The sequence below is a fragment of the Streptomyces sp. NPDC001515 genome, assembly GCF_053597115.1.
Genome location: NZ_JBSFHN010000007.1, coordinates 100816 through 115913, shown reverse-complemented (window position 1 = coordinate 115913; position 15098 = coordinate 100816). Strand labels below are relative to the sequence as shown.

Below are 15098 nucleotides of genomic sequence, written 5' to 3'. Positions count from 1 at the left end.
CGGCCGCTCCGGGCGGCGAGACATCGGCCCAGTGCCGGCCGCCGTCGGTGGTGCGCAGCCCGACCCGGAGTTCCGGGTCGGGCCCACTGCTGTGCGGTGGTGCGGAGCGGTCAGCGGCGGGCGCCGGCCGTCCAGGCGGGAGCCCCGTACTGGAAGGCGCCCAGGCTCGGGGTGGCGTCCGTCGAGCCGTCGTTGATGCCCGGCAGCGGGATCGCCTGATTGCGCGCGGGCGACTGCGCGGTGAGCCGGTAGTCGTGGTTCGCCGCGTCCACGAAGAGCGGATCGACGTCCTGGAGCAGGTTGTTGGAGAGTTCCAGACCGCCCGCCGTCGCGCCGTCCAGGCCCCGGATCATCCCGATGTTGTTGGAGATCTTCGTGCCGGTCGACTGCCCCGGCTCCTTGACGTAGAACAGCGTCATGCCGCCGGTGTTGTTGTACACGCCGTTGTCGTGCGAACCGGTGCCCAGGCCGTTGAGCATGACCGTGCCCTCGCGGTTCCCCCAGCCCACGTTGTTCGCGATCACCAGATCGCTCTGGCCGTTGTCGGCGTAGACCCCGGAGATGCCGAACGTCGTGGACGTGGTGGCCGGCGCCGGGTCGTGGAGCACGTTGTGGTCGATGGAGGTGCCCATCATCCAGGCGCTGCAACAGGTGTAGATCGCGGCGACGTCCAGGCTCATCCGGGCGTACCCGGAGATGTCGTTGTACGCGATGACGTCCTTGCCCGGGGTGAGGCCCTCCACCTCGTTCCACTGGAGGTTGATGCCGCTGCGGCCGACGCGCGAGATCGTGTTGTGGGTGACCGTCTGGCTGTTGCCCTGGACGGCGATCCCGGCCGCGTAGGTGCCCATGTAGTCCACGTCGTGGATCACGTTGTCGGTGGCGGTGTTGTTCTGCCCGCGCAGCGCGATCCCGTTGCCGGCGCTCAGCGACAGATCGCTGTTGACGACCTTGTTGAAGGTGCCGTCCACGATGATGCCGGTGTCCCCGACGCCCCGCGTCACGGTGGAGCCGCAGTCCGTCGCGCCCCGGGTGATGTCGGTGTAGTGCGAGAGGTACTGCCCCTTGAGGGAGTCCAGGGTGACCCCGGTGCTCGTCGGCCCCGTCGCGATGGTCGTCGCGAACAGGCCGATGCCGTCCACCGTGGTGTGGCTGGCCTTCGTCAGGTCGAAGCCGAGCGTGCGGCGCTTGGCCTCGACGACATGGCCGTCGGGGTCGTCGGTGCCGTACAGATACAGCTGCTTGGCGGCCGCGTCGTAGAACCACTCACCGGGGCGGGCGAGTTCGCCGATCTTCCCGGAGAGCGCGTAGCGGGTCTCCTTGGGGACGACCTTGTGGACGCAGGGCGGGGCGGCGTCCAGGGTGACCGAGCCGGTGTCGGAGCTCTTCACGGTGGTGGTCGCCGAGATGTACCAGTAACCGGTGAGCGCACGGGCGCCGTTCCAGTACCCCGCCGGGCGGGTCAGGTCCGGGTCCGCGATGGTGGCCTCGGCGCTGCCCGTGCCGGCGTACTGGAGCGTGGGGTCGAGCAGGTCGAGCCCGGGGTAGGGCCACTGGGCCTCGATGTTCATCTTCTTGTCGGTGAACACCTGCACGGTGGTGACGTCCGACCCGAGGTCGACATCGGTGCGGTAGATGTGCCCGGCCGCGACCGCGTCGCTGAACAGGGAGTCCGCGGCGTACGGGTCGGTGCGCGCGATCTCGGTGACATCGGCGGCGGTGACCGGTTCGAAGCCGCCGATCCGGGACGCACCGCTGACCGTGACCTGGGCGCCGGGGGCGGCGCGGTAGGTGATGGGCTGGTCGGCGGTGCCCGAGCGGGCCGGCACCACGGTCTCCTCGTACGTCCCCGACAGGACGAGGCAGGTGTCCCCGGGGACCATCACGTCGGCGCACTTCTGGATGTGCTGGAAGGGGGTCCGGGTGGACCGGCCGTTGGCCGTGTCCGCGCCGGACGGCGCCACGTAGTACGTCGAACCGGTCTGTGGCTTGACCGGCTTCACCGGCTTGACCGGGTGGGCGGCGGCGGGATGGCCGGCCGCGACCATGGTCAGGGATGCGAGCAGGGCGGCTGCGGACCACAGTCCCGGACGGGACGATGGCCTCCTTCTCCTCGGCACTCCGGAGTCCTCTCTGATCGGTGGGCTGGTGCTCGGACGGGGGCTGGGCCGCCGGACGCCGTGCTCGGGCGCGTCCGGACGTGTGGGGGGTGGGGGAGCCCGCGCTTCAGGGGCTCACCCCTTGACGGCGCCGACGGTGAGACCGCTGATGATGTGGCGCTGCATGTAGATGAAGAAGATGACGACCGGCGCGATCGCGAGCAGAAGGTTGGGGAACACCTTCGTGAGGTCGGTCGAGTACTGGCTGATGCCGGCGTAGACCGCCGTCGTCACCGTGTAGTGCCCGGAGGACGGGCTGAGCAGGATCTGGGGGGAGATGAAGTCGTTCCAGATCCCGATCGAGTTCAGGATCAGCACCGTGACGACCGCCGGGCGCATCAGCGGGAAGATGATGGACCAGAACGTGCGGTAGCGGCCCGCGCCGTCGATCGTCGCCGCGTGGTCGATGTCCACCGGGATGGTGCGGATGAAGCCGACGAACAGGAAGATGCTCACCGGCAGCGTGGACGCCACGTCGTGGGCGACCAGACCGGTCACCGTATTGGCGAGCCCGACCTCCCGCAGTACGTAGATCACCGGAATGATCACGGCGGCGCCCGGGATGAAGGTGCCCGCCAGGAAGTACAGCAGCACCAGTTGGGTGCGCCGCTTCAGACTGCGGGCGATCGCGTACGCGGCGGGCCCGGCGAGCGCGATGCACAGCACGTCCACGATCACGACGAGGAACAGCGTGAAGCCGTACCCGCCGATGACGTTGAACTGCGGACTCGTGATCGCCGCCGACATGTGTGCGAAGGTGAGCCCGCCCAGCGGGATCGAGAACGGGTTGTCGAGGATGTCCTGCTGGGACTTGAACGCGTTCACGACCAGCAGGTAGATCGGCACGATCATCACCACGAACAGCACACCGAGCAGCACCCAGCGCACGGGGGAGCGGGGCTCCTTCCGCTCGGTCTGCCGTACGTCGCCCGTGCCCGCCGGCTCCGCCTTCGGACTGTCGCGGACCTCTGCCGCCTCTAGTACCACCACCACCGGCTCCTTACTGTCCTGTCGCGGCTTGGTCCTGGCGGTTGCGCAGCGCCGTCACCACCAGGGCGAGCACGGCGGACACCACCATGAGGAACACCGCCTGCGCGGTCGCGTACCCGACCTTGGTTCCCTCGAAGGACCGGGCGAGGATGAGATACGTGAACGTCTGCGTCGATCCGGCCGGCCCGCCGCCGGTCAGGGAGACGACGATGTCGTACGCCCGGATGAGCCCGACCAGGTTCAGTACGGTCGCCACGGTCACCACGGGCGCGATCATCGGGATCACGATCCGCAGATTGATCTGGCGCTTGGAGGCGCCGTCGATCGCCGCCGCCTCCAGCAGTTCGGCGGGCACCGTCTGAAGGGCCGCGACGAACAGCACGACGTTGAAGCCGAAGCCGGCCCACACGATCACGCCGATCAGCGAGACCAGGGCGAACTTCTCGTCGAAGAGGAAGCCCAGCGGTTCGACGCCGAACTTGGCGAGCGTGTTGTTGATGGCCCCGTTGGTCCCCAGGATCGCCGCCCACAGGTACCCGAGGATCAGCGCGCTGATCACGTGCGGGAAGTAGGCGACGGCCCGGAAGAACGAGTTCGACCGCGAACGGCCCTTGAGGACCAGGGCGTAGACGAGTCCGAGACCCACCATCAGGACGGTGCCGAACACGGAGATGAGCCCCGTGACGTACCAGGCGTCCGACGAGCTGGGGTCGTCGAACAGGTGCTTGTAGTTGTCGAGCCCGGTGAACGCCGCGGTGGAGAAGCCGTCCCAGTCGGTGAAGCTCAGATAGATCGCGACCCCGACCGGGACGACGGTCATCAGCGTGTAGAGCAGGACGGCCGGGCCCATCATCCCGAGGGAGACCGCCGACTCCCTGATCCGGGCCCGCCGCCGTGCGCCCGTGTCCAGGCCCTGGTTCAGCCCTGCGAGTTCCACCACTTGTCCAATCCCTCGGCGGCCTTCGTGGCGGACGAGCCGGTGTACAGCGACTGGACCTGCTTGTTCAGCTCGTCACTGAAGCCGGCTATCGGCTGGTTGGCGCCGGACTTCACGATGACGTTCGGGGCCTTGTCGAGGATCTGCTGCACGGCCGTGCCCAGGCTCGACATCGGGTACGTGAAGCCGCCGCGAAGGTTCCCGTCGGAGGCGAGCTGGCTCTTGATGGCCTCCGGGTCGGTGGTCGCCCACTTCACGAACTTGATGGCCTCGGCCTTGTGGCGGGACTTGTTCACGACGACGTACGGGTTCGACAGGTTGCCGAACTGGCCGGACGGGTAGGCGCCGTCGGTCGGCATGGAGAACACACCGATCTCGTCGCTCTTCTTCGCCGCGTCGGCGGCCGGCACGAAGTAGGAACCCATGATGTACATCGCGGACTTGCCGTTGAGGAACGCCGTCTGGCCGTCCGCGTACGTCAGGCCGAGGGCGCTCTTCTCCAGGTAGCCCTTGTCGATCCAGCCCTTGTAGTTCTCCAGGTAGGGCAGGTAGCCGCTCTTGGCGAACGACGCCTTGCCGTCGTTGCGCTTCGCGGTCCACTGCGGGTCGGCGGTCAGCACGCCCGCGTCGGCCATCATGGAGAACTGCGCCCCGGTGACCCACTGGCCCGAGGTCTGCAGCGGCTTGTAGCCGGCGTCCTTGAGCTTGCCCATCGCCTCGGTGAACTGGTCCATCGTGCGGATCGCCGAGGCGTCGAGGCCCGCCTTGGTGAAGGCGGCCTTGTTGTAGAAGACGAGCGACTGGATCTGCTCGCCCACGCCGACCACGTAGTGCTTGCCGTCCAGCGCGTACTGGTCGGTGAGCGGCGCCTTGGCGGTCCACGACTCGTTGGACAGGTCCGCGAAGAGGGAGGCGGTCTCGGCGGTGGGGATGATCTGCTGGGCGACGTCCGGGGGGTCTCCGGCGGCCAGGTCCTGCCGCAGTTTGGCGTCCGCCGAGATGGTGCCGGTCAGTTCGAGCTTGACCGTCACCCCCGGGTTGGCCTTCTCGTACCGGTCGAAGAGATCGTTCCAGTACTTCTCCGTCAGGTTCGGGGTGATGTTCACGATGACCCGGAGGGTGGTGCCCTCCGAGGCCGAGTCGGACTCGCCGCCGCAGGCGACGGCGGACGCCATCACCAGGGGGGCGAGGGCGAGTCCGGAGGCACGGCGCCACATGGTCTTCATAAGGACACGCTCCGTTGCGTAGTCGTGAATAATCGATAGCTGGTGTTCAGCCGCAGGGTTCCCGGTGGAGCAGGGGAGGGAGGGTTCCCGGCGGTCGGGGGTGTGGACCGCCCGGTCGGTGGTGCGTTGCGGTGGAGGTGGGGCGGTGCCCTCATCTCGTGTCTATCGTCTATCGATTGCTGATGCTAAAGGTGCTCACCGCGCTTGTTCAAGGGTGCTGCCGCAACCTCTGAATTCTGCTTCTCCCCGCCCCCCGGGCCCGGTTGCCGTACGGACCACCGGACGGCGACGCGGCCCCGCCCCGCGCGCGAACGGGCGGTCAGCGTGAGACGGGTCAGCCGGGGGCCCCAACTGCCCGTCAGCTGCGGGTCGTCCATCGGACGGACGACGACGTCGGCGCTCGCCTCGGCGGCATCCCAGCGCATCTCCAGGCCCGCTCCGCCGGGTCCGGTGACGGTGGCCCGGCCCGGACCGTGGACCACGTCCCCGGCCAGCACATGACGCAACTCCACGCTCTCGCCGCCCCCTTCCCACCGGTCCTCCACCTCCACGTACGCGGCGCCCCCGGCACCGCCGCGCACCAGCCGCGCCCCGCGCACCCAGCGCGCGACGGTCCCCGGGGGATAGGCGCCGCCGATCTCCGCGGTCATCCCCGCCTCCCGCGCCCCGAGCCCGACCCGCACGTCCCGGGCGCCGAAGCCGGCCCCCGGCCGCTGCCCGCACCCCGGCTCGGGCACGTTGTGCCAGTCGCTGCGCATCGGCCAGGCCGCGTACCGGTCGGGGCCGAAGGTCTGCGCGGTGTACGTGGGCCGGCCGACGTCCACCACCAGGGGTTCGCCGTCCACCGCCACCCAGTACGTCCCGACGTCCAGATGGTTGTGGTGCTCGCCGTTGTGGCCGGCCTTCACCGCGAGGGTGAGTCCCGCGTGACTGCCGGCGCGCTCCCGGGCCACCAGGATCTGGAGCCGGTCCAGCCAGGACTCCCGGGCCAGCCACGGCGCCGAGGCGGCCGGGCCGCCGTCCACGGGGTCCGGGCCGCCGTCCGCGACCGCCCGGCACCACTCCGCGTCGGCCAGCGCCGTCAGCGCCCGGCCCAGACCCGCGCGCGGCGGGGCCGCGCACCCCTGGAGCCGGGCGCCCGCCACCGCGTGCGCCCGCGTCTCCGGCTGCCCAAGCAGACCGCCCCAGCGGAACGGGACGTGCCAGGGCTGACCGGCCGTCAACCGGGCGGGTGCGTCGCCCACGTTCACATAGTGGTCGCCGCCCAGATGCATCCGCTGCGGATACCGCAACAGGGCGCCGAGCAGCGGCAGCTCCCGGGCGTCGAGCGACGGGCCGCCGACCCCGGCGAGCAGATCGAGGATCTCCAGCAGCCGGCACGCCCCGACCCACCAGTACGCGATGCCCTCGTCGATACCGCCGTCGTCGGGGAGCGCGGCCACGTAGTGCCCCAGCCCCTCCACGACCAGGCGGACGATCCTGGCCCGCCGGTTCCCGTCCTCGCAGAGCAGCAGCGCGGAGACGAGCACCGCGCCATGGATCCACGGGTTCCAGTTGTTGGCGCCGCCGTCCGCGCCGATCCAGCGCCAGTCCCGCCGCCGCTCGAACGGCAGCAGCACCCGCCGGTCCACCTCCCGCCGCAGCCGGCGCCGCAGCCCCGGCATCCTGCGGTCCAGGAGCGGCCCCAGCGCGTGGTCGGCCCACGCGAACAGCGCGGCCACCTCGGCCGCGCCGAGATCGAGGAAGGGGTCGTCCGGATCGGGGACGAGTTCGCCGCGCGCCGCCGCGAACCGTTCGTGCGGGGCCCAGCACCACGTACTGGTCTCGGCGAACGCCACGAGCCCGTCGATCGCCGCGTCCAGGTACGGACAGGCGCCCGGCCCCGCCCCTGCGTCCGCCGACTCACCGGTCAGGACGGCGGCCAGGACCAGCCGGGAGACCCGTTGCTGCAGGTTCCAGGCCGCGTCCTCGTACGCGGCGCGCGAGCCGTCCCGGAAGGGCCGTGCCCACGCGCCGGCCGTCAGTGTCGGGGCCGGACGGGTCAACTCCTGGTCCGCGTCGGCCCGTACGCGCTCCCGGAGCGGTTCCGGTACCGCCTCCCAGACCGCGCGGCAGGTCGCGTCGGGGACCCCGATCCGCGCGGCGGGGCCGGCCAGCAGGGCCGCGAGCTTCTCGTCCGGGGCCGCGCGCACCACCGCGAAGCGCTCCGCCCACGGCCCCGCCGCGGCGCTCACTCCCCGTCCCCGGCGTCCTCGGCCAGCTCCAGTTCGATCACCGGCAGCAGGACGTCGGGCCGCGCGATCGGGAGCGTGAGGGTGAGGGTGCCCGCCGGCTGTCCGGGCGGCGCGAGGTTGTTGTGCTCGTGCCGCACCCCGTCCGTCTCGTGGTAGCGGATCTCGGAACCGTCGTGCAGGAACTGGGCGTAGCGGACCTTGCCGGCCAGTCCGGGAAGGTGCAGATGCTTCAGCGGCCAGGACAACAGGTGCAGATACAGCTTGTCGCCCGCCTGGGTGTACAGGGCGTTCGCCGGTGCCTCCCAGTCGCTCGGCCCCGCGCCGTGCAGGGCCCGGCCGTGCGGCAGCGCCCACGCGCCGATGGCCCGCAGCGTCTCCCGGGCCCTCGGGTCCAGTGCGCCGCGCCCGGTCGGGCCGACGTTCAGGATGAGATTGCCGCCGCAGGCGACCGACTGCACCAGCATCCGCACGAGCAGCGCGGGGTCCTTGTAGTCGTGGTTGTCGCGGTCGTAGCCCCAGGAACCGTTCAGCGTGTGGCACGCCTCCCACACCACCCGCTCGCCGTTCCGCTCCAGCGGACGGTCCGGCTGGTACTGCTCGGGGGTCACGAAGTCACCGGGAATGCCGAGCCGGTCGTTGACCAGGATCCCCGGCTGAAGCTCCCGGACCAGGGACAGCAGCCGCTCGGCGCCCCACTCCTGCGGGCCCTTCTCCGGATAGCTGAAGTCGAAGAAGAGGCTGTCGACCGGGCCGTAGCCGGTGAGCAGCTCCCGCAGCTGGCCCTCCATGTACGCGCGATAGCGCGCCATGTCCCGGGGCTCGTCGGCGGCCTCCGTGCCCCGCAGCGGGTGGTGCTCGTCCACGGGGAAGTCGGGGTGGTGCCAGTCGAGCAGCGAGTAGTAGAGGCCGACCTTCAGCCCCTCGGCGCGCATCGCCTCCACGAACTCCCGGACCAGGTCCCGGCCCGCGGCCTTCACCGAGGTGTAGTCGGTGAGCGCCGAGTCGAACAGGCAGAAGCCGTCGTGGTGCTTGGCCGTGAGCACCGCGTAGCGCATCCCGGACTCCCGTGCGGTGCGGGCAAGTTCGCGCGCGTCGTAGAGATCGGGATCGAAGCGGTGCAGATAACGGTCGTAGTCCTTGAGGGACATGGCCTCACGGCTGCGCACCCACTCGTGCCGGGCCGCCATGCTGTACAGGCCGAAATGGACGAAGAGCCCGAAGCGCGCCGCCTCGAACCAGCCCGTGGACGCGGCGGGACGGAGGGGGGCGGAAGAGCCGGGTGAGGTGCGGGCCACTGAGGACTCCTGACGCATTGACATCACTAATCGATTGGCTGTTATCTACCATCGATAGGCGATGATGTCACTGGCGTGGCGTGCGACAAGCGCGCGGAGAGGCAAGTGCATGCACCCGATTGGGGATCAGGAAGCGCCGCCGGTAGGCGAGTTGCGTGTCGACGGGGCGGAGGAGAGCCGTTACGCGTCGATGCTGGCGCCGGTCCACACCGCGGACTACGTCCGGCCCACCGACCGGATGGTGGAGGCCCTGGCGGGGGTGAGCGCGGCGACGGCCTGCGCGAAACTGCACCAGATGGGGATCACCCGGACCTTCATCGACGGCCCCGTGCCGCTCCACCGCGAACCGGAGGTCAAGGTCACCGGCGGCGCCGTCACGCTCCAGTTCCTGCCGCAGCGCGAGGACGTGTTCAACGGGGCCGAGCAGGAGGACATCGAGGCCAAGACCCCGCTGTGGGGCGTCCTCGAATCCATCCGCCCCGGCGACATCCTCGTCGTGGCCGCCCAGGGCAGCCACTTCACCGGCTGCCTCGGCGACATGCTGGTGCGCTACTTCAAACTGCGCGGCGGCGCGGGGATCGTGGTGGACGGCCGGATCCGGGACGCGGCCCGGATCCGCGCGCTGGGCGTGCCCGTCTGGTGCACCGGGGTCACCCCGCACTACGCCTCGCAGACCGAGCTGTTCCCGGCTGCCTACAACGTGCCGGTCGGCGTCGGCGGCACCCTGGTGACACCGGGCGACCTGATCGTCGCCGACGAGGACGGCGCGGTCGTCGTCCCACAGGACCGGGCGATCCCCCTGGCCGAGGACGCCCTGCTGCACCAGGACCGCGAGGCATTCGCCCGCAAGCGGCTGGACGAGGGCGGACGGCTCTCCGACTACTACCCGCTGACCGGCGCGGGGATGACGGAGTACCTGGCCAGTCGCGACGGGGGCTGAGCTGCCGGACCAAGGGCGCCGGCGGCATCACGGCATGACGTGATCCCGCCGGCCCCGGCCCCTTCCTGGGACACGGGACGGGGCGGGCAACCGCACCCGGCAGACCGTCGTCCGGGCGTTCGCGCTCCGGGACTGAGGTCCGCCCGGACGCGCCTGCCCCGGGCCGCTCCCCCCGACGACACGGCGGAGTGGCCCGGGGCCGCCGTGCTGCGTCCAATGGGGGGAGGACGGGTCGGGAGGCGGCATGTCGTGGACCAGCCGGGTGCGGAGCGCACGGGCAGGGGCGGAGACGCGGTTCCCCGTGCTCTCCGAGCTGACGAACCGGCTGATGAGCGGCAATCTGCTCGACGCCGGGACGCGGCTCGCCGCCCAGGCGTTCCTGGCGTCCGTGCCGCTGCTCTTCGCCCTGGCGGCCTTCGCCCCGCAGAGCGTCCGGGACCAGTTGCGGGAGTCCCTGCGGTCGATGTTCGGGCTGACCGGCCGCGCGGACCACGAACTCCAGCAGGTCCTGGGCGGCTCCGGGTCCCAGGAGCTGCGCGAGACCACGGGCATCGTCGGCGCCCTCGTCGCCCTGGTCTCGGCCACCAGCTTCAGCCGCGCCATGGCCCGGGTGTGCGAACGGGCCTGGGGCCTGCCGAAAGCCGGAACCCGGATCGCGGCCTGGCGCTGGGCGGTGTGGCTGCCGGCCCTGGTCGTCGTCGTCCTCCTCCAGGCGCCGCTGCGGAACGGCTTCGGCGCGGGCATGTGGCTGGGCGTGCCGGCCTTCTTCCTCGTCAGCACCGGGGTGTGGCTGTGGACCCAGCACCTGCTGCTCGCGGGCCGGGTGGACTGGCTGCCGCTGCTGCCCGGCTCCCTGCTGGGCGCCTCGGCCACCACCGCCCTCGGTCTCACCGCCCGGCTCTACATGCCGGGGGCGCTCGACCGGGCTCTGGGCGAGTACGGTTCGCTCGGCCTCGTCCTGACGAGGCTGTCCTGGCTCATCGTGGTCTGCGGGGCGCTCACCTTCGCGTTCACGATCGGCGCCGTCCTGGCCCAGGAGCCCCCGCTCGACCGCCGCCTCGGCACCGTCCGGGCGCCGGAGGACCCCGGACCCTGACCGCCGGGCTCCGGTGAAGTCCCGCGCCCCGCCCGCCGGTTCGTCCGAGGGCGGGGCGCCGTCGCGTTCCGACCCGGGCACGGTGGCGTGCCTACGACATGTCGCGAACCCGCCACCGTGCTGCGCGTCGACGACCCGGCCACGCCCGGCATCGACCGGATGGTGCTCGTCACCGTCGTCGTCGCCGAGCGCCCGGCCGCCCCCTCCTTCCGGACCACCGCCTCCGGCGACGCGGTGCGCAACCGGACCCGCTCGGTCTTCGTCACCGTCCCCAAGGGCGCTGCGGCCGTGCGCGTCGAGCTGGACCGGATCGCGAAGGACTCCCAGACGCGCTTCCCGGCCGTGGACCCCCAGGGCATGCCGGTCGACGACACCGCCGCCGGCCGCTGCTACACCCACTACTCCGACGAGAAGGACTGCGACTCCACCGGCCGCGTGTACGAGCACCCGATGCCCGGCGTCTGGGAGTTCGAGGTCGAGAGCCGGCGCACCTCGCCGCTGCTGAAGAACCCCTACCGGCTGACCGCCACCGTCCGGGGGGCCACCGTCGACCCGCCGTCGGCCGTGGTCGACGAGGCGGCGCCGCACGCCCCGTTGGAGCGGAACGTCACCGCCGTCAACACCTTCGCCCCGGTGCGGGCCCACGCGGCCGGCGGTGCGCTGGGAGCCCTGGCTCAGGCTCGCCCCACCCTCGGGGACCAGCAGACGACCGGCAAGCAGATCACCGTGCCCCGCGACGCCTCGCGCTTCGAGGTGTCCATGGGCAACGCCTCCGACCCGAAGGCCGACCTGGACCTGTTCCTCGTCGCCCGGAGCGGGGCGCTCGTCGGCTCCTCCACCAACGGCGGCTCCCAGGAGACGATCACCGTCGACAAGCCCGCGCCCGGCTACTACCTGCTCTACATCGCCGGGGTCGGCGTCCCCTCCGGGAGCACCGAGTTCGACATCCAGGACACGCTGTTCTCCGACTCGCTGGGCTCCACCACCGTGGAGGACGACACCCCGGTCGTCCTGAAGTCCGGGGCCTCTCTGGCCGTCCGGGGCCGGATGGTCCCCGACACCCGGCCGCCGTCCGGCCGCCGCCTGGTGGGCCGCTTCTCCCTGGTCACCGACGACAGCACCGTCATCGGCAGCTCCGACGTGCTGATCGGTGCGGTCACCCAGCCGAAGGCGGAGGTCACCGGGTCGTTCGGCCCCGCCATCGCCTTCGACCTCGACGACCGGGGCCGGATCGTCGGATCCAAGCAGACCGCCGGCCGCTCCCAGCCGATCCGCTGGGACCCGGCGGCCGGGGTCACCGCGCTCGACAACGCCGGCGCCCGCGAGGGCCACGCGCTCAACGCGAGCCCGGAGGCCGGTTACGCGGCCGGCCAGCTGACGCTCACCGAAGGCGGCACCCGGGGCGGCGTCCGGGCCCCGGACGGCACCCTCACCACGCTGCCGCTGCCCGCCTGGGAGTCGTACACCTACGACCGCGCCTTCGCCGTCAACGACGAGGGCACCGTCGTCGGCAACGCCTCCGGTCTGATCACCGACCCGGCCACCGGCCGCGGACTCACGGTCAACGAAGGCTTCCGCTGGACGAAGGACGGCGGATTCACCCGACTGCCGCACCTGGGCCCCAGCGGGACCTCACCGAACCGCTGGCCGTGAACGACGCCGGTGTCGTCGTCGGCCACTCGCGCAAGGACGGACAGCGCCACGCCGTCCGCCGGGCCCCGGACGGAGCCGTCACCGACCTCGTCACCCTGCCCGGCATGGCCGACAGTGTCGCCCTCGCCGTCAACGAGGCCGGCTGGATCGTCGGCACCGCCGAACTCCAGCCCGACGCCACCACGGCGGTCGTAGGGGATCCGCAGGGCCGGATGTACGACCTCGCGGCCATGATCGACGCCGGGCGCTGGGTGCCGACCGAGGGGATCGGGGTGAACAACCGGGGCGAGGTCGCCTTCTACGCCACGGACCGGAGCGACGGCGGCTCGACGAAGGCCGTCACCGCACGCCTCCCCGGCTGAGGACGCACCCGGGACCGGCGCACCGCCGCCGGTCCCGGGTGTCAGCCGGCGCCGGCCCGGAAGGCGATCATCGCGGTGTCGTCGCGGTGGTCGGACAGGGCCAGCAGCCGGTGCAGCAGCTCGTCCAGCGGCAGCCGCCGGTGCCGGAGCGCCGCCGCGACGAGACGGTTCTGCCCCCGGGTGAGCGTGGTGGCCGGCCGCTCGATGAGACCGTCGGTGTACAGCAGCAGGGTGTCACCGGGGCGCAGGACCTGGTGGTGCGTGGTGCGCACCAGACCGGGGTCCACGCACAGCGGGGGGTCCGTGCCGGGGCCCGTGAGGTACTGCGGGGCGCCGTGCGCGGGGACCAGCAGCGGCGGCGGATGTCCGGCGTTGGACCAGGCGACGTTCCAGCCGCCGTCCGGGCGGGGGCGCAGATGAGCGTGGACCACCGTGGTGAACGGCGCCGCCTCCAGGCCCTCGGCCACCGCGTCCAGCTCTTCGAGCACATCGCACGGGGAGGCGTTGAGCCCGCAGCTGTACGCGAGCGCGCGCAGCATGCTGCGCATCTGGCCCATCGAGGCCGCGGCGGCCAGATCGTGCCCGGCGACGTCACCGATGTCCAGGACGACGCTGCGGTCCGGAAGCGGGAAGGCGTCGTACCAGTCGCCGCCGATCTCCCGGCTGTTGCTGGCCGGCTGGTAGCGCGCGGCCAGGCTCGCGCCGGGGACCTCGGGCGGCCGGGTCAGGTGGGCGCGCTGGAGCCGGAGCGCGGTGCGGCGGGCCCGGCCGTGCTCCAGGACCCGGTGGATCGGCTGCTGCGCGTGGTGCAGCACGTCGCGGAGCAGCTCGGTCTCGGCCGGGCCCGGGACCGGACTGTCGTCGCAGGTCGCCGCGACCGCGTAGCCGAGCAGGGCGTCCTCGGCCATGAGGGGGACGAGGGTGACGCTGGTGGCGCCCGCCGCCGTCAGCCAGCGCTCGGTGACCGGCGGGACCAGATCCGGCGGTACGGAACCACCGGGCGGCACGACGAAGGTCCGCGGGACCCCCTCCTCCAGGAGTTCGCGCAGCCGGGCGGTGACCGGGAGGCTCTGCCCCAGCAGCGCCGGGGTGGCGGGCAGCCCCGGCCGTGAGGCACTCGCGATCCGGCCGGCCCGCAGGGCCACATGGGAGGGCACCGGCCACTCGTCGTGATCGAGCGTCAGGATCAGACAGGCGTCCGCGACCTCCGGGACGATCGTCTCCACGACCGTCCCGAACGCCCGGGCCGGACTGGTGCGCGGATGCTCCGCGATCTGGGCCAGCAGGCGCTCGCGCAACTGGGTGCGCCAGACGTCCTCCACATCGGCGGTCGCGGCGATCCACTCCGCGACACAGCCGTCGCGCACCACCGGCACCGCGCGGCAGAACATGTGGCGGTACGAACCGTCGGCCGTACGCACCCGGAAGGTGTGCTCGAAGACGTTCTGCGGTTCGGCGGCGGCCGCCATCCAGGCCGCGTGCAGGTTCTCCCGGTCGCGCGGATGGACGACGTCGTACCACGCGTCGTCCGCCCGGGAGCGCCACGGCAGCCCGGTGATCGCCTCCCAGCCGGGCACGAGCTCGTCCATCGTGCCGTTCGGCCACATCACCCACACCATCTGCGAGACGGCGGTGGTCAGGGCCTCGTACCGCTGGAGGGTGTACGTCTCGGCGGTGGTGTCCATGGCGATGGCGAGGATCCCGGCGCCGCGCCGGGTGGCGACGGGCGTGCACGAGTACACGAAATGCCGGGCCTGGGAGGGGGCGCCGGGATCGGTGCGCCGCCGCCCGGTCACCTGGCGGGGCCGCCCGCTGCCGCGGACGTCCTCCAGGACGCCCAGGAACCGGCTCGCGTCCGGTTCCGGAAAGGCTTCATGGGCGGGCAGCCCGAGGGTGCGCGGGCCGAAGAGGCGGGTGAAGGCGGGGTTGACGTACACCAGCCGGTGCTCGGGGCCCATCAGCAGGGCGACGGCGGCCACCGCGTCGTCGAACATCCCCGGATCGAGGAAGGGCGCTGCGCTCACCTCCGCACCCCTCTCGTCGGCCGCACCACACCGGCCAGTATCCCGGCACGGCGCGCCGTCCGCCCTCCGGCGGGGTCCGAGGGGGCGGTTCCGGGCGGCTCCCGGAGCGGGGGAGCGGGCCCGCCCGCCGGGCGGCGGGGCCCCCCCCGACAGAACCCCCCCGCCCGGCCCCCCATAGCGCA

11 protein-coding genes are annotated in these 15098 nt (G+C 72.0%); 4 read left to right on the top strand and 7 right to left on the bottom strand.

Annotated features, from left to right (window positions below; all coding sequences use genetic code 11):
• Positions 1 to 110: 110 nt before the first annotated feature.
• From ACWCXC_RS10400 to ACWCXC_RS10375, 6 genes are all read right to left on the bottom strand, one after another.
• On the bottom strand, positions 111 to 2048 hold the full coding sequence (locus tag ACWCXC_RS10400; RefSeq protein ID WP_450685835.1) for a right-handed parallel beta-helix repeat-containing protein: 1938 nt from the start codon (positions 2046 to 2048) through the stop codon (positions 111 to 113).
• Positions 2049 to 2234: 186 nt separating this feature from the next.
• Positions 2235 to 3149, bottom strand: a complete 915-nt coding sequence (locus ACWCXC_RS10395) for a carbohydrate ABC transporter permease (protein WP_450685836.1) — start codon at positions 3147 to 3149, stop codon at positions 2235 to 2237.
• Positions 3150 to 3159: 10 nt separating this feature from the next.
• Positions 3160 to 4089, bottom strand: coding sequence for a carbohydrate ABC transporter permease (locus ACWCXC_RS10390; protein ID WP_450685837.1), 930 nt, complete (start codon positions 4087 to 4089; stop codon positions 3160 to 3162).
• Positions 4068 to 5312 carry an ABC transporter substrate-binding protein gene (locus tag ACWCXC_RS10385; RefSeq protein ID WP_450685838.1) on the bottom strand — a complete coding sequence of 415 codons (1245 nt, stop codon included), beginning with the start codon at positions 5310 to 5312 and terminating at the stop codon, positions 4068 to 4070. Before ACWCXC_RS10385 ends, ACWCXC_RS10390 begins: the two co-directional genes overlap by 22 nt.
• A gap of 185 nt (positions 5313 to 5497) precedes the next feature.
• Positions 5498 to 7546, bottom strand: a complete 2049-nt coding sequence (locus tag ACWCXC_RS10380; RefSeq protein WP_450887983.1) for a heparinase — start codon at positions 7544 to 7546, stop codon at positions 5498 to 5500.
• A complete protein-coding gene (locus tag ACWCXC_RS10375) occupies positions 7543 to 8841 on the bottom strand; it encodes an alpha-L-fucosidase (protein ID WP_450887981.1) in 1299 nt (432 codons plus the stop codon). Before ACWCXC_RS10375 ends, ACWCXC_RS10380 begins: the two co-directional genes overlap by 4 nt.
• A 151-nt stretch (positions 8842 to 8992) precedes the next feature.
• Here ACWCXC_RS10375 and ACWCXC_RS10370 point away from each other — a divergent pair, with 151 nt between their 5' ends.
• From ACWCXC_RS10370 to ACWCXC_RS10355, 4 genes are all read left to right on the top strand, one after another.
• Positions 8993 to 9781, top strand: coding sequence for an RraA family protein (locus ACWCXC_RS10370; protein WP_450887979.1), 789 nt, complete (start codon positions 8993 to 8995; stop codon positions 9779 to 9781).
• A 244-nt stretch (positions 9782 to 10025) separates the two neighbouring features.
• Positions 10026 to 10877, top strand: a complete 852-nt coding sequence (locus tag ACWCXC_RS10365) for a YhjD/YihY/BrkB family envelope integrity protein (protein WP_450887977.1) — start codon at positions 10026 to 10028, stop codon at positions 10875 to 10877.
• An 87-nt stretch (positions 10878 to 10964) separates the two neighbouring features.
• Positions 10965 to 12530: a pre-peptidase C-terminal domain-containing protein gene (locus ACWCXC_RS10360; protein WP_450887975.1), complete on the top strand. Its 1566-nt coding sequence runs from the start codon at positions 10965 to 10967 to the stop codon at positions 12528 to 12530.
• Entirely contained in the window at positions 12527 to 12892 is a 366-nt protein-coding gene (locus tag ACWCXC_RS10355; protein WP_450887973.1) for a hypothetical protein, read from the top strand. The genes ACWCXC_RS10360 and ACWCXC_RS10355 overlap by 4 nt, the downstream gene beginning before the upstream one ends.
• 41 nt (positions 12893 to 12933) lie before the next feature.
• Here ACWCXC_RS10355 and ACWCXC_RS10350 read toward each other — a convergent pair whose 3' ends face one another.
• A complete protein-coding gene (locus ACWCXC_RS10350; protein ID WP_450887971.1) occupies positions 12934 to 14916 on the bottom strand; it encodes a SpoIIE family protein phosphatase in 1983 nt (660 codons plus the stop codon).
• Positions 14917 to 15098: the final 182 nt, after the last annotated feature.